General features: G+C 27.6%; 16 protein-coding genes, 4 tRNA genes and 1 pseudogene. 14 read left to right on the top strand and 7 right to left on the bottom strand.

Annotated elements, in window-relative coordinates; all coding sequences use genetic code 11:
* Positions 1–371: pseudogene (locus tag GM111_RS02335) on the bottom strand (DDE-type integrase/transposase/recombinase); the annotation flags it as partial.
* A 136-nt stretch (positions 372–507) separates the two neighbouring features.
* A complete protein-coding gene (locus tag GM111_RS02340) occupies positions 508–906 on the bottom strand; it encodes a hypothetical protein (RefSeq protein ID WP_156299285.1) in 399 nt (132 codons plus the stop codon).
* 206 nt (positions 907–1,112) lie between these two features.
* Between GM111_RS02340 and GM111_RS02345 the strand changes: the two genes are divergently transcribed.
* The 6 genes from GM111_RS02345 to GM111_RS02370 all read left to right on the top strand — a co-directional run bounded on the left by GM111_RS02345 (position 1,113) and on the right by GM111_RS02370 (position 4,640).
* Positions 1,113–1,198, top strand: a tRNA-Leu gene (locus GM111_RS02345).
* Positions 1,199–1,203: 5 nt separating this feature from the next.
* Positions 1,204–1,279: transfer RNA gene (locus GM111_RS02350), tRNA-Gly, on the top strand.
* A 3-nt stretch (positions 1,280–1,282) separates the two neighbouring features.
* A tRNA-Lys gene (locus tag GM111_RS02355) sits at positions 1,283–1,358 on the top strand.
* A 96-nt stretch (positions 1,359–1,454) separates the two neighbouring features.
* A complete protein-coding gene (dtd, locus tag GM111_RS02360) occupies positions 1,455–1,907 on the top strand; it encodes a D-aminoacyl-tRNA deacylase (protein WP_156299286.1) in 453 nt (150 codons plus the stop codon).
* Positions 1,907–2,542: a C40 family peptidase gene (locus GM111_RS02365; protein ID WP_156299287.1), complete on the top strand. Its 636-nt coding sequence runs from the start codon at positions 1,907–1,909 to the stop codon at positions 2,540–2,542. The genes dtd and GM111_RS02365 overlap by 1 nt, the downstream gene beginning before the upstream one ends.
* Positions 2,543–2,663: 121 nt before the next feature.
* Complete coding sequence (locus GM111_RS02370; protein WP_156299288.1) at positions 2,664–4,640, top strand: elongation factor G; 1,977 nt, start codon at positions 2,664–2,666, stop codon at positions 4,638–4,640.
* Positions 4,641–4,668: 28 nt separating this feature from the next.
* Here GM111_RS02370 and GM111_RS02375 read toward each other — a convergent pair whose 3' ends face one another.
* Positions 4,669–5,781 carry an anaerobic sulfatase maturase gene (locus tag GM111_RS02375; RefSeq protein WP_156299289.1) on the bottom strand — a complete coding sequence of 371 codons (1,113 nt, stop codon included), beginning with the start codon at positions 5,779–5,781 and terminating at the stop codon, positions 4,669–4,671.
* Positions 5,782–5,905: 124 nt separating this feature from the next.
* Here GM111_RS02375 and GM111_RS02380 point away from each other — a divergent pair, with 124 nt between their 5' ends.
* From GM111_RS02380 to dapB, 3 genes are read left to right on the top strand one after another with little or no spacing between them, the layout of a single operon-like run.
* The gene (locus GM111_RS02380) at positions 5,906–7,267 is read left to right on the top strand and encodes an MATE family efflux transporter (protein ID WP_156299290.1); all 1,362 of its coding nucleotides are present in this window, start codon (positions 5,906–5,908) and stop codon (positions 7,265–7,267) included.
* Positions 7,257–8,030: an SDR family NAD(P)-dependent oxidoreductase gene (locus GM111_RS02385; protein ID WP_156299291.1), complete on the top strand. Its 774-nt coding sequence runs from the start codon at positions 7,257–7,259 to the stop codon at positions 8,028–8,030. The genes GM111_RS02380 and GM111_RS02385 overlap by 11 nt, the downstream gene beginning before the upstream one ends.
* The gene (gene dapB, locus GM111_RS02390; protein ID WP_156299292.1) at positions 8,030–8,746 is read left to right on the top strand and encodes a 4-hydroxy-tetrahydrodipicolinate reductase; all 717 of its coding nucleotides are present in this window, start codon (positions 8,030–8,032) and stop codon (positions 8,744–8,746) included. The genes GM111_RS02385 and dapB overlap by 1 nt, the downstream gene beginning before the upstream one ends.
* Positions 8,747–8,798: 52 nt before the next feature.
* Here dapB and GM111_RS02395 read toward each other — a convergent pair.
* The 4 genes from GM111_RS02395 to GM111_RS02410 form a co-directional block, all read right to left on the bottom strand.
* Positions 8,799–8,874, bottom strand: a tRNA-Thr gene (locus tag GM111_RS02395).
* Positions 8,875–8,936: 62 nt separating this feature from the next.
* Entirely contained in the window at positions 8,937–10,223 is a 1,287-nt protein-coding gene (locus GM111_RS02400; RefSeq protein WP_156299293.1) for an FAD-dependent oxidoreductase, read from the bottom strand.
* A gap of 96 nt (positions 10,224–10,319) precedes the next feature.
* Positions 10,320–10,778 (bottom strand): toxin-antitoxin system YwqK family antitoxin, encoded by a 459-nt coding sequence (locus GM111_RS02405; protein WP_156299294.1) that lies wholly within the window; start codon positions 10,776–10,778, stop codon positions 10,320–10,322.
* An 81-nt stretch (positions 10,779–10,859) separates the two neighbouring features.
* Complete coding sequence (locus GM111_RS02410; RefSeq protein ID WP_156299295.1) at positions 10,860–11,006, bottom strand: hypothetical protein; 147 nt, start codon at positions 11,004–11,006, stop codon at positions 10,860–10,862.
* 148 nt (positions 11,007–11,154) lie between these two features.
* On the opposite strand from GM111_RS02410, the gene GM111_RS02415 reads away from it, so the two are divergent.
* The 5 genes from GM111_RS02415 to asd are packed head-to-tail and all read left to right on the top strand — an operon-like array spanning position 11,155 to position 15,831.
* Positions 11,155–12,357, top strand: a complete 1,203-nt coding sequence (locus GM111_RS02415; protein WP_156299296.1) for an aspartate kinase — start codon at positions 11,155–11,157, stop codon at positions 12,355–12,357.
* 7 nt (positions 12,358–12,364) lie between these two features.
* Positions 12,365–13,192, top strand: coding sequence for a hypothetical protein (locus GM111_RS02420; RefSeq protein WP_156299297.1), 828 nt, complete (start codon positions 12,365–12,367; stop codon positions 13,190–13,192).
* A 1-nt stretch (position 13,193) separates the two neighbouring features.
* Positions 13,194–14,060: a 4-hydroxy-tetrahydrodipicolinate synthase gene (gene dapA, locus GM111_RS02425; protein WP_156299298.1), complete on the top strand. Its 867-nt coding sequence runs from the start codon at positions 13,194–13,196 to the stop codon at positions 14,058–14,060.
* Positions 14,061–14,062: 2 nt separating this feature from the next.
* The gene (gene dapF / locus GM111_RS02430) at positions 14,063–14,845 is read left to right on the top strand and encodes a diaminopimelate epimerase (protein WP_156299299.1); all 783 of its coding nucleotides are present in this window, start codon (positions 14,063–14,065) and stop codon (positions 14,843–14,845) included.
* Positions 14,845–15,831: an aspartate-semialdehyde dehydrogenase gene (gene asd, locus GM111_RS02435; protein WP_156299300.1), complete on the top strand. Its 987-nt coding sequence runs from the start codon at positions 14,845–14,847 to the stop codon at positions 15,829–15,831. The genes dapF and asd overlap by 1 nt, the downstream gene beginning before the upstream one ends.
* Positions 15,832–15,847: the final 16 nt, after the last annotated feature.

Raw genomic sequence — 15,847 nt, forward strand, 5'->3', positions numbered from 1 at the left:
TTAAGCTCTATAGGTAATCTTAGTTGGAAGGTGTCGTTAACTTTTTCAACTAAGCCCTTTGCTTGAGATATGCTGGTAGTTTTAATTTCAATACCTAATTGATGACAAGCATATGAAAATTGTGTATAAGTATCTTTATCTAAATTTTTTGAATTAGTTTTCTTATATTCAAATATACTTCTTTTATCTGTATAAAATGCCAGAGGTATGCCATAATTTTCTATTATTTGATTTAATACATTGTAATACCCAACTAATGTCTCTTGATAGTCTAAATAGGCTCCGACAACTGTATTTGTAGAATCATCTATAGCTATATGTAAATGAAGCTTCTTTCCATTACCTAGAAAATCAAAAGAAGATGCATCCATTTGTATTAACTCACCAAAGTATTTTGATTTTTCTCTTTTAGCATGGGGAGAGGAATCTATTCTTTCTATAATTTCCTTAATTTCGTTACTCTCTTTAATTGAACGACTTTTGGCTCCTAATAGCTTTAACTTATCTTTACATATGTCTTCTCACTCTTTTAGATGCTCTAGGGGATAATATATATTTATTTAGAAGAAGTTTTCTAACAAATGTAGAACTTACATGTATATTTTCGTGTAATGCTATTAATTCAGTAAAATGTTTTATAGAAGATCCTGAGTATTTGTTTTTAAATAAGTCAACTATTTTTTCGCATATATTATCATTTATTCTTTTTTCTGAAATTTTGTTTCTATTTCCGTGAATGAACCCAACTTTTCCTTTCACTTTATATATTTTGATAAGTCTATTAACTTGTCTTATGGAGATGTTTAATAATGTAGCAACTCTTTTTTTATTAGAGTTATTTTCAACTAAATTTTTAATTACATTATATTTATGGTATTCATATTCAGTTAATATATCATTTTTCATAAAACATAATAATCCTTTCTATTTAACTTTAATATATTTTATCATAGCAATATTTATTGTATCCTATTAGAAATACTTTTGGGACATTTTCATGTTTCTTTTCTTAAGACATTTTCATGTTTGTTTAACAAATATTCTAAAAAAATATATATTTTTATTGACAAAGATATTCAAATAATGTATAATAATTTTTGTCAATAAGATATGCCTTGGTGGTGAAATGGTAGACACACAGGACTTAAAATCCTGTGGGAGCAATCCCGTGCCGGTTCGAGTCCGGCCCGAGGCACCATGTTTGCGGGAGTAACTCAGTTGGTAGAGTGTCAGCCTTCCAAGCTGAATGTCGCGAGTTCGACCCTCGTCTCCCGCTCCATGTGAGTCATTAGCTCAGTCGGTAGAGCACTTGACTTTTAATCAAGGTGTCACTGGTTCGATTCCAGTATGACTCACCATCTACATAAAAACAATCAATTTATACAACATAAGGAAGAGGCTCTTCCTTTTTTTTGTTTTTTGTGGTATAATATCGTGAGAGGAGTGTCTAAATTATGAAAATGTTAATTCAAAGAGTAAATGATGCTAAGGTATTATTTGAAGATGGGACTAATAATTCTATTGGAAAAGGTCTATTAGTATATTTAGGAGTTCATAATGAGGATAGCCTAAAAGATATACAAATCTGTATTAAAAAATTGATAAACCTTAGAATATTTGAAGATGAAGAAGGAAAAATAAACTTTTCATTGCTAGATAATAATTATGAAGTAATGGTAATAAGTAATTTTTCACTTTATGGAAGTATGAAAAAGGGAAATAGACCTTCATTTACAGAATCAGCACCTGCTTTAAAAGCAAATGAAATGTACGAAATATTTTTAGAAGAATTGAAAAAAAGTAATGTAAAATTTACTACAGGAAGATTTCAAACATATATGGACGTGCAATCAAGTAATGATGGGCCTATGAATTTTATTTTTGATACAAGAGAAGGAGTAAATTAATGTTGAGATACAAGAAAATGATGTTAGTATTATCTCTTGCGCTATTATCTGTAACAAGTTTTAGTGCAACTAAAATAAGCCTAAAGAAGTCTTCTGCAAAATCTCAAAGAGAATTAGTTATGCAAGATTCAAACTCAGTATTGTTTGATTCAGAATATATTCATGATCAATCATATATTGATAAGAAGATAAATGAAATTGAAGAATCAGTAATGTCTATGTCAGGTGTATACAACAGCCTAGATAATATTATATTAAAAAATAAATTGTTCAGCGCTTATGATAAATGGGCAGGAACAAGGTATAGTCTTGGTGGAACAGGGCATAACGGTATAGATTGTTCAGCCTTAACAAGAGAAGTATTTAGAGATGTTTTTGGTTATGAATTACCAAGAGTAAGTGTTGATCAAGTACAAAGAGGTAGAAAAATAGCTAGAGCAGAAATGAAACCTGGAGATATATTATTCTTCAGACCAGAAAATAGGGTAAATCACGTTGCTGTATATATTGGTAATTCGTTATTTATCAATGCTTCATCTTCACAAGGTGTAGTACTTTCAAGTTTAAATAACTCATACTGGGGTAAATATTTTAAATACGCAGTAAGAGTTGATGCGGCAAGAGAAGTGAGATAATAAAAAATATTTAAAGTGCTTAAATTTTTTAAGCACTTTTTTTTAATCTCTTCTTGTTTTTTTAAAATTTCAAGTTATAATGTTAATATAGTAGTAATCAATATTTTTAGGAGGTACAGGTATGAAAGTTTATGCCAGTGATAGTATTAGAAACGTAGGAATTTTAGGACATAGTGGTTCTGGAAAAAGTAATATGTTAGAATCTTTAGAATTTACGGCAAATTTAATTTCTAGAATTTCATCTCCAACTGAGGAATTTAAAATGTCAAATACTACAACTTTATCAGCAGTTGAATATCAAAATATGAAGTATAATTTATTAGATATTCCAGGTTATTCAGATTTTTATGGTGAATTAGAATCAGGACTTGCTGCGATAGCAGGAGCAATAATCACTATAGATGCAACTACAGATTTAAGTGTTGGGACTGAAATTGCATTAGAATTAACTGAAGAAAGAAAAATACCTAAATTTATATTTATCAATAAAATAGATTCAGATAAAGCAGATTATTCAAAAATACTTAACCAATTAAGAGAAAAATACGGTAAGAAAATAGCTCCATTCCATATACCATGGGGTAAAGCAGATGACTTCAAAGGACATATAAATGTAGTTGATTTATTTGCAAGAAAATATAATGGAAAAGAATGTGAAACAGTTAAAATGCCTGAAGAATATGAAGGTGAAGTACAATCAGTTAGAGAAATGTTACTTGAATCAGTAGCAGAAACTGAAGAAGCTTTAATGGATAAATATTTTGCTGGCGAAGAATTTACTACAGAAGAAATACATAGAGGATTAAGAAAAGGTGTATTAGATGGTACATTAATTCCAGTAGTTTGTGGTTCTACATATAAAAATATTGGATTACATACAACATTTGATATGATGAGAGAATATTTACCTACTCCTAAAGATAATAAGAAAAATATTGATATAGCAGAATTTGTAGGACAAGTATTTAAAACAGTAATAGATCCATTTGTTGGTAAAATTTCATATGTTAAAGTACTTTCAGGAGAAATAAAAGCTGATTCTGAAATATTTAATGTTAATAAGAGAGAATATGAAAAAGTAAATAAAATATATACATTAGTACATGGTGAAATGGTAGAATTACAAAAAGCTACTATGGGAGATATAGTTTTATTAACTAAATTAAACTTCGCACAAAATTCAGATACTTTAGCTAAAAATGAAAAAGTAGAAGCTATAGAAGAAATTAAGTTCCCTAAAGAACAAATGTTAGTAGCAATTCAAGCAAAAAATAAATCAGATGAAGATAAAATATCTACTGCATTACATAAAATTAGAGAAGAAGATTCATCACTATATTGGAGACGTGTGGTTGAAACTGGACAAACAGTTTTAGGAGTTCAAGGAGAAATACATGCAAATTCAGTAATAGCAAAATTAAAAGAAAGATATGGTGTTGAAGTGTTAACTGAAGAACTTAAAGTACCATATAAAGAAACTATTAAAGGAACTTCAGATGTTCAAGGTAAACATAAAAAACAATCTGGTGGACATGGACAATATGGTGATGTTAAGATAAGATTTAGCCATTCTGAAAAAGAATTTGAATTCGAAGAAGAAATAGTTGGAGGAGTTGTACCTAAAGGATATATCCCAGCTGTAGAAAAAGGATTATTAGAATCAATGAAAGAAGGAGTATTAGCTAAATATCCAGTTACAAATATTAAAGCTGTACTTTATGATGGATCATATCATGATGTAGATTCATCAGAAATGGCATTTAAATTAGCAGCTAACCTAGCATTTAAAAAAGGTATGCTTGAAGCTAAACCAGTATTACTAGAACCAGTAATGGAACTTAAGATAGTAATACCTGAAGAAAATGTTGGAGACATCATGGGAGATATAACTAAGAAACGTGGAAGAGTATTAGGAATGCAGGCTATAGGTAAAGATAAACAAGAAATAGTTGCAGAAGCTCCGATGGCAGAAACATTTAAATATTCTAATGATTTAAAATCAATGACACAAGGTAGAGGATATTTTGAAATGAAAGTTATTAGATATGAACAAGTACCTGAAGAAATAGCTAAAAAAATTATAGAAAAAGCTGAATAATATGAAACAGGCATCGATGATGCCTGTTTTATTTTATAAATTTATTTCTAATATCTACTAATTTATCTAGATTTTTACCAAAGAAATATTTATAACTGTAGCAGAATTTATTGACATTATCTTCATCTTTATGTCTTTTACATCCACTTCTACAAATTTTTAAATATTTACAAGTTTTACAATTTTCATCTATTTTAAATGATTCTTTTACAAATTGTGTTGCTTTTTCTGAAAATATTATTTCAGGTATACTTTGAGTGTTAATATTACCAAGTCTTCTTTCATCAATAACGTAAAAATCACATGGATATACTGAACCATCAGCTTCAATTACAGTATTAACAGAGCAATGTCCGACCATATCACAGGCTTCTGGATTTCTTCCAGATAAGATTAACAATAAGTTTTCGAAGTATCTAATACTTACAAAATGACCATTTTCTAAATCTTCATGCCATAGAGTGAATATTTCATCTAAAAATTTACCATAATTTTCTGCAGTTAAACTATAATCTTGTTCATCATAATTTTTTAAAGGATCAAGAGCAGGGATAAATTGTAAAAATTTAAAATCTTGTTCTTTAAAGAAATTATATATTTCTTTTGCATTTTTAGAAACCTCTGAATTTACAACACATAATATGTTGAAATCGATGTTTCTATCTCTTAATTTATTGATGTTATTTAATACAGAATCAAAAGTCCCTTTATGTCTTATATCTATTCTAAAAATATCATGAATATTTTTCGTTCCATCAAGTGAAATTCCTATTAAATAGTTGTATTTTTCAAATAAATCAAACCATCTTTTATTTAATAATGTTGCGTTTGTTTGTAAAGAAAATGTTGTATTAATATTGTTTACGTTATATTTATCTATTAATTCATGAAGTTTGTAAAAGTAATTTATCCCTCTCATAGTAGGCTCACCACCTTGGAATAAAAAGTTTACTTGGTACTCAACACAGTCAAATACATTTTTAACTAAATTTTCTAATGTTTCATAGCTCATATTTCCATATGTATAAGTTTCTCTATTCTCTGCTACATCAAAGTAAAAACAGTAGCTACATCTTAAATTACAATTACAAGATGCAGGTTTAATTAATAAATTTATGCTTCTTAATTTATGTAATCTCATATGTCACCTCTTAATACAAATTATACATTAAAAAATTAAATATAACAATATGTTAAATTTTCTTGACTTAGGTTATGATTTAAAGTATTATTTATATTATCAATAATAAAACAAGAGGTTAGATATGAATAATTTATTTAAAATGAATTTAGATGAAAGACGAGATATGATAATAAATGGTGATACTGTTAAAACTATCATGTTTTTAACTATACCAACTTTTATGATGGCTATAGTTCAAGTATTAATACCATTTTCAGATGGATTGTTCCTCAATAAAATTTTAGGAACTGATGTAGGTGCAGGTGTTTCATATATGCAACCTGTATATAATATGCTAATTGCAATATCACAAGGATTAAGCGTTGTTGCAATGTCAATGATAGGTCAATTAAATGGTAGAGGAGAATACAAAGGTGTAAAAAATGTTTCGTTACAGGTTTTAGTTTTTGGATTTATACTCGGAATAATTTTAATGCCTGCCTGTTATTATGGGGCTGAATTTTTAGCACCAACGGATCTAGTTATTAGAGATTATGCAATAACATATTTTGCATTAAGTTCATTAATCATACCATTTCAATTTATGGCTGCAATATTTAATGCGATTAAAAGTGCAACAGGAGAACCAGAAGCTACTTTTTATAGAATGATAGTACTATTAATTTTAAAAATATTATTTAATACTATCTATTTAACTGTATTAAAAATGGGATTAGAGGGGGCAATCTTTGCATCGCTTACAGCATATTTCTTTACTACAGTTTGGATGTATTATGATCTGTTTATAAAAAGATCAAAATTTAAATTAGATATAAGAGAATATAAATTTGATTATCCTATAGTAAAAGAGATGATAAGATTAGCAATTCCAACAATAATTTCATATACATCGATAAATTTTGGCTTTTATTTAATAAATGCTGAAATTGAAATATATGGAGCGGATGTATTAGCTGGACTTGCAATTGCATCACAAATAAATAATATTTGCTTTACAGTTCCAACTTCTATAGGTACAACGGTAACCACAATGATAAGTATGAATATAGGGGTAGGTAATGTAGAAAAATCTAAAGAAGTATATAGAAAAGCGGTAGTAATAGGAGAGATAGTAGCTCTATTATTATTAATTTTAACTTTATCTACTTCAAAATATTTAATAGCACTATATGACCCAAGTGCAAATGTAGCTATTAAGACACAAGAAGCGTTAAATATTTATACTTATTCAGTATTCCCATTTGCATTATTTGTAATAACTCAGTCTGTATTTAATGCATTAGGAAGAAATATTTATCCATTAATAATGTCGTTTTTAAGAATTTGGGTATTTAGATATTTATTTATAATTGTTACTAGTAAATATTTAGGATATTATTCAATATTCTATGGAAATCTATTTTCAAACTTTTTAGCAGCAGCTATTTTCTATTTAATAATTAGAAATAGTAGTTGGAGGAGTAATATTAAATATGAAGAATAACTATGTATTAATAACTGGAGCTAGCTCAGGTATAGGGAAAGAAATGGCTAAGATATATGCCCAAAAAGGACATAATTTAATTTTAGTAGCTAGAAGAATAGAAATATTAGAAGAATTAAAAAATGAATATAGCAATTTAGACATACATATTTTACAAAAAGATTTAGCAAATATTGCTTGTTGCCAAGAAATATATGAGTATACTCAAGATAAAGGTTTATTTGTAGAGACATTAATAAACAATGCTGGAGTAGGTTTGTTTGGTGATTTTATTGAAACAGATCTTGAAAGAGAATTATCAATGATAAATTTGAATATTAGTTCGTTAATTTCACTTACCAAATTATATTTAGTTAATATGAAAAAAGAAAATAGAGGACAAATATTAAATGTTTCATCTGTTGCAAGTTTTATGCCAGGTCCTAAAATGAGTGTGTATTATGCAACTAAAGCATTTGTTACATCATTTACTAATGCTTTATCACATGAATTAAAAGATACTAATATTAAAGTATCAATTTTAGCACCAGGTGCAACTAGTACTGGTTTTGTTAAAAGTTCTAATTTAGAAAATTCTAAATTATTTGATAATATGCGTGTTCAAAGTGCAGAAACAGTAGCTAAATATGCTTTGGATAATTTAGGTGAAAGATTAATAATACCAGGTGTATTAAATAAATTATCAGTATTTAGTACAAGATTTGTACCAACAAAAATAATGATGTATTTTGTTGAAAAGATTCAACAAAGAAAGGATAAATAATGAAAATATTATTAATCGGTGCTGGCGTAATGTCAGAATATTTAATAATTTCTATTAAAGAAAAAGGGTATGACTTTGTAGGAAGAGTAGATATTTTTGGTAAAGGTGAATTTGATTCTTTTGCATCAGTAGATAAAGAGTTTGATGTAATAATAGATTTTTCAAATCATTTATTAACAAAAGAAGCACTTGATTTTGCAGTATCTAAAAAGAAAAATATATTAATTGCAACCACAGGTCATACAGAAGAAGAATTGAAATTAATAGAAGAAGCAAGTAGATATATTGCAGTATTGAAATCAACAAATACTTCATTTGGAGTGAATGCTTTAAATAAAATTGTTGAATATGCAACTAAAATATTAAATGAGTTTGATATTGAATTAGTTGAAGCACATCATAACAGAAAATTAGACGCACCAAGTGGGACTGCTGATACATTATTAGATGTAATAGATGAAAGTCTTGGAGAAAAAAGAAATAGAGTTTATGGCAGAAGAAATGAAAAAAGACAAGAAAAAGAAATTGGAGTTCATTCAATTAGAGGTGGATCTATAGTAGGAGAACATACGGTAATATATGCTAAAGGTGATGAAATAATAGAGATTAAACATAGTGCATTATCTAGAAAAATATTTTCAGATGGAGCAGTAAATGTTGCAGAAAAATTAGTTAAACTTGAAAAGGGTTTATATAATATGAAAGATATAATTTAAAAAGGAGAGCAGTGCTCTCCTTTATATTTACTCTTAATTTATTATTTTAAAGTGGTGCCGCTTATCGGATTCGAACCAATCACCTGCTGATTACAAGTCAGCTGCTCTACCTAATGAGCTAAAGCGGCATATGTTTTATTATACATAAAAATATTTTACTTGTCAATAAAAAAAGGAGAAAAATTTCTCCTTATTTTATAACTTTTCTGTAAAGTACTAATAATGGGTTCCATACACTTGCATTAGTTGGTGAATATGCAAAGTCTATAGATATTAAATCTTCTATTTTAATTTTAAATCTTATTACTATTGCAATTTGATCTATAAATTGAGCTATAGCTTCTGGACCTATCATAGTAGCACCTAAAACTATGTTATTATCTTTGTCATAAATAATTTCAGCACTTCCAGGAATAGAATCTTTGAATCCTGAATTTTTAGTTAAAACTTCCATGCTTACTTTTCCAATGTTATATCCTTTTTCAATTGCAGCTGCTTCACTTAAACCAGTACCAGCAATTTTTAAATCAAAGAATGATGTTGCATATGTGTTTGTAACACCTATAAATTCAGATTTTTTTCCAGAAAGTAATTTAGCAAGCATCATACCGTGTTTATTAGCTACATCTCCAAATGGAGCATAAGTATAATCTCCAGTAATTATATTTTTGTTTAGTACGGCATCTCCAAGAGCATATACATCATCTAAATTTGTTTTAAAGTTATCATCCACAACTATTTTTCCGTTTAATAATTCTAATTTTTCACCTAGAATTTCTGTTTTTGTAGTAATTCCAGTTGAAATTATTAACATATCAAAGTCAAGTTTTGTATTACTTTCTAAAATTACATTATCTTCATTAAATTCTTTTACACCATCACCTAAAATTAATTTAACATTTCTTTCTCTTATCGTATTTTTTAATATTTCCCTATATTCTTGAGGTAACATATTAAATATATCATTTGCTTTTTCTACAACAGTTACATTAATATTATTTAAAAGAAAAGCTTCAACCATTTCAAGACCTATGAATCCTAATCCAAGGATTAATGCATTTTTAGGCTTATTTTGCTCTATAAATGATTTTATTTCTATAGCATCAGTTGCATGAGAAAGACTAAAGTATTTATCTTTCTTGATATTTAATGTTGATTTTGCCCCTACTGCTAAAACTAGTTTATCATAAGATATTTTTTCATTATTTGCTATTACATATTTTTCTTTATAATTTACTTCAGTTACTGCTGTGTTAATTCTTACGTCTATTCCTTTATCTATAAAAGCTTGTGCAGGTGAACCTGTAACTTTTTTTAAAGGTAATTCATTTGCTATGTAATATGGAGATGGACATCCTGCCCATGAAACATAGGGAGTTTTTTCAAATAATATTACTTCATTATTTGGGTTCATCTTTTTATATTGTGTAGAAAACATCATTCCTGCTGCTCCTCCACCAATCACTATTATTCTCATATTTTACCATCCTTTTATTTTACTTATGTTTATATTTTAAATCATTTAAGAATATTTTTCAATAAAAAAAGGGAAACTTTTATTTCCTCTTACTAATTATTCTATTCTTTCTCCTACTTTAAATCCAAATTCATAATCTATTACTAGTTTAGTTCCGTCTTCTCTATGATAAATTGAAGGACCAAATAGTTTTCCTTCTCTATATGAAATATCTTTAATTATCATACCATTTTCGTTATATGTAATATGTTTACCATCTTTTTTATTTTTTCTAAAGTTTCTTTCAGAAATTAAGTTTCCATTTTCATCATAATCAAACCAAGCTGATTTTTCAGGTAATGCCACCATATGTTCTCTATAATATTCCATTAACATAATTTTACCGTTTTCATGGAAAAATACTTGTTCTCCAACATGATGATTATCTATAAAGTGTTCAATAGATAATAGAACAGGTGTATCAAGTTGAGGATTATCATTAAATATCCATTTATTTTTTTCAAACATTCCATTTTTTAATGTAAATATTGAAGTTTCATCATTTGCAAGTTGCATATATTCATTAGGGTTATCAATAGTGTTTTCAGATACTAAAACACCATTTTTATAATTTTGTGATTCTACAACGATACCAGATTAATCTAATGTGATTTTTCTTCCATCTAAAAGTCCATTTTTGTAACTTGCTATACCTATAATTCCAGTTAGGTAATCTACTGATCTTAATATTTTGTATTCTCCATTTAATATTGGAGTATTGTCTAAACCTAAATAAACTTTCATAAAGAACCTCCATATTCATATATTATATACTATGTTATATCTTGAAAATACTAAAAAGGAAGAGGAATTTTTAAAAATATTTTCCCACTATACAATTTAGTATAAAATGTGGTAAAATGTATATAAAAGCATAACATTAGGAGAATTTATGGATAGAAAAATTGTAGTACATAAATATGGTGGAAGTTCAGTTGCCACTACTGAAAAAATTATGAATATTGCCAAACATTTAATAGAAGTGAAAAAGAGTGGAAAAGACTTAGTTGTAGTAGTTTCAGCTATGGGTAAAACTACTGATGGTTTAATTAAACTTGCTAAGGAAATTTCAAATGATCCAGATAAAAGAGAATTAGATAGATTAATGTCAACAGGGGAGCAACAAACTATAGCTTTACTATCTATAGCTTTAATTGAAATGGGGCAAAAAGCTATATCTTTAACGGGAGAACAAGCTGGGATAAAGACTTTAGGATTACATACTAAAAATACTATAGACAGTATTAATAATGAAATAATATTAAAAAATCTTGATGAAGGTAAAATAGTAATTATTGCTGGATTCCAAGGAATTAATGAAAATGGAGATATTACAACACTTGGAAGAGGAGGATCTGATACTTCTGCAGTTGCTTTAGCATGCTCATTAAATGCGGAATGCAGAATATATACAGATGTTGATGGAATATATACTATAGATCCTAGGGTTTATGAAAAATCAAAAAAAATACAATATATTTCTTATGAGGAAATGATGGAACTTGCATATTTAGGAGCAGGAGTAATGGAACCAAGAGCTGTAGAGCTTGGTTTTAAATATGGAACTGAAATATATGTTGGAAAAACTTTAGGTGAAGATAATGGATCAATAATTACATTTAAGGAGAAAATTATGGAAAAGAAAGAAATTAGAGGGATTTCTATAAATAAAAATATAGTAATGGTAACTATAGATGGTATACCTACATATGCTAGAAATCTTTACCCTATATTCAAAAAAGCATCTGAATATGGTGTAATAATAGATATGATAAGTCAAAATGACGTAATAGCAGAAAAAGGAAGTATAGCATTTACATCACCTAGAACTGATGAAGAATCACTTAGAAAAATGTTTAAAGATTTAGAATTAAATTATGATATTTTAATTAATTCTAATGTTGTAAAAGTATCACTAGTAGGTATAGGACTTGCTACTTCAATCAATACTATATCTAAAATATTTGAAGTGTTATCAGAAAACAATATTAGTTTCCATCAAATCTCTACTTCTGAAATTACTATTTCAATAGTAGTAGAAGAAAGTATAGCAGAAAATGTAGCAAGATTACTTGCTGAAAAATTTGATTTATAGGAGTAATATGAAAAGATATATATTTTTATTCTTACTTATATGTTCTTGTTCATCGATATCAGATAAAGTAACTATAGATAAAAAGGACTATAATAGAATAAGTAAAGAAAAAGAGCATAATTATCTTTATTCAGAGCTTGAAAAATCAGATTTCTTTTATGATAGAGAATTTTTTAAGTTACTTGATAGTATACAAAGTGAGCTTGATACTATAGTAGTAACAAATTTTGCAGAAACTTTGCCAAGTTTAATAATGCAAAGATTAAATGCAACTGATGAAGATATTGCAAAGATGTATAAATTAGAAAAGGTTAATCCGTTAGTCTATAATTATCTATCTCTACTTGAATTAAAAAGAGATTACTTTGGAGATTCATATAATGATGCATGGATATCAAAGACAGCGATAGGTACATATTTAGTTGATGAAATATTTATGTATTTAAACATATTAACAAATGAAGATAAAAAAGTAGAAGAAGTATTAGCTGATATGGAGATAAAGTATAAAGATTATCCTTTGAATAAGTATAATAGAATTTTTTATTATAATCTTTATGATTTTTCAAAGATAAAAGAAGAAGATTTTAGATTATCAAGACTAGATATTAGAACAATAAATCATAAATTTTATCCAGAATTACAAGGTTATAAAGTTAATTATTTAATGATGCTTGATTTATTACAAGCTAATTATTATTATCTACACAAAGATATAGAAGGATTAGTTAGAATAAAAGAAGAAATAAATAAGACAGAATTAAAAGATAAATTAGACTTAAGAAGAATAAATAAGTTTATAGATGAAAGAATAAAATTCTTAGTGGAGGTATAAAATGAAATATTCAAAGAGCTATGTTGCTTTAGTAACACCATTTGATAAAGACTTAAAAGTAGATGTTGAAAAAATTAGAGAATTAGTAAGATTTCATATAGATAATATGACAACAGGTATAGTTGTTTGTGGTACTACAGGTGAAGCTGCAACTATGAGTGAAGAAGAGTACGTACTAGCAATAAAAACAGTAGTAGAAGAAGCTAATGGTAAAATACAAGTTATTGCTGGGGCAGGGGCTAATTCAACAGAAAAAGCAGTATATTTAACAAAATTATGTAAAGATTTAGGTGTAGATGCTGTATTATCTGTAACACCTTATTACAATAAACCAACACAAAGAGCTATAATTAATCATTATAAAAAAGTAGCAGAGGTTGGATTAGATGTAATATTATATAATGTTCCTTCAAGAACTGGTGTTAATATGGAAGTTGAAACAACTGTAGAATTATCAAAAGTTAAAAATATAGTAGGAATTAAGGAAGCAACAGGGAATATTGATCAAATGATAGAAATAATAAATAGAGTAGATAAAGATTTTGCGGTCATATCTGGAGAAGATAACTTTATGTTACCTATGCAAGCTATAGGTTCATGTGGTGTAATATCTGTTACTGCAAATGCAATGCCTAAAGAAGTAGCAATGCAATTTGAACTTGAAGGTGAAGAAAGATTTAAACTTCACCAATTTATGTATGATATTCATAAATCTATGTTTATTGAAGGTAACCCAGTAACTATTAAAGCATCAATGAATGTATTAGGTTTACTTGAAAATGATGGAGTTAGAGAGCCACTTTTAGTAGCAACTGAGGAGACTAAAGAAAGATTAAGAAAATTATTCATTCAAAAAGGATTGATATAATCATGGAATTTGAAAAATATAGTGGACTTGGTAATGATTTTATTATTACCCAAGAAGATTTAAGTAAAGAAGATGTAATGAAATATTGTAGAAGAAGAATGTCTATAGGTGCAGATGGAGTAATAGTATTAAAGAAAAAAGATGAAAACTTTTATATGCATTTCTATAACGCAGATGGGAGTTTAGCTTCTATGTGTGGAAATGGTATTAGATGTTATACTCATTATTTGTACAATCATGGTTTAGTTTCTAAAGATGATGAAGTACTTATAGATACATTGTCTGGTATAAAGAAAATAAGAATTATTAAAGCACAAGAAAATGATTTTTGGGTTTCAGTTGACATGAATAAGGCTATTAATACAACAGAAATCAAAACTATAAATGCATTAGATAAATCTTTTGAATATGTTTATACTTTTACAGGTACAGATCATGTTGTCATTTATGTAGATAAAGAGGAATTAAACGAAGAATTTGTAACAAAATATGGTAAGAATATTGAACAAAATAAAGAAGTTTTTCCGAAAGGAACTAATGTAAATTTTGTATATGTAAAAAGTTCAGAGGAAGTTGAAATTATGACATTTGAAAGAGGAGCAGGACTAACTCTTGCATGTGGAACTGGAGCAAGTGCGGTAGGGTATATATCTAATCTATTAGGTAAAACAGGCACTAAAATAAAAGCAAAACTATTAGGAGGGCCTTTAGAAATAGAACTTAAAAATGATACTATATATATGAATGGTCCAAGTGAAATGATATATAAAGGAAGTGTTAAATAATGAAAAATGTTGCTATAGTCGGTGCTACAGGTCTTGTAGGTACAACTTTTTTAAAAGTAATGGAAGAAAGAAATATTAAATTTAATAAACTATATCTATATGCTTCAAGTAGAAGTGCAGGTAAAAAAATTAATTTCATGGGAAAAGAATATGAAATTATTGAATTAAAAGAAGAAAATATAAAAGAAGATATAGATTTTGCCTTATTTTCAGCAGGGGGATCAACTTCTACAGAATTTGCTCCTAAATTTGCAGAAAAAGGTGCAATAGTAATTGATAATTCTAGTGCTTGGCGTATGGATGAGGAAGTACCATTAATTGTACCAGAAGCGAATATTGAAGATGCAAAAGAAACAAAAAAAGGGATAATTGCTAATCCAAATTGTTCAACTATACAAGTAATACCTGTATTGAAAGTGTTATCAGATTATTTTGGTTTAAAGAGAGTAATATATTCAACATATCAATCAGTTTCTGGAGCTGGTGTAAAAGGATTAGAAGATTTAGAAAAGAATTTAAGAGGGGAAGAGTCAACTAATTTCCCAAGTCAAATTGCATTTAATTTAATACCACATATAGACAGTTTCTTAGATAATGGATATACAAAAGAAGAAATGAAAATGGTCAATGAGACAAGAAAAATATTACATTTACCAGATTTAAAAGTTAGTGCAACTTGTGTTAGAGTACCAGTGAGATATTCACATTCTGTGTCAATGAATGTTGAATTAAAGAGTGAGTTTGATTTAGAAAAAGTAAAAGAATTATTAGCAAATGCAAATGGAGTAGTTTTAGTTGATGATGTTAAGAATGGAATTTATCCTATGCCGTTAATGACAGAAGGTAAAGATGAAGTATTTGTTGGAAGAATAAGAAGAGATGATACTGTAGATAACGGATTAAATCTATGGGTAGTTGCAGATAATATCAGAAAAGGTGCCGCAACTAATGCAGTACAAATCTTAGAATTATTGTTAGACAAATAATTTACAGATTTAAAAA

The sequence above is a fragment of the Streptobacillus canis genome, assembly GCF_009733925.1.
Taxonomy (GTDB): Bacteria; Fusobacteriota; Fusobacteriia; order Fusobacteriales; family Leptotrichiaceae; genus Streptobacillus; species Streptobacillus canis.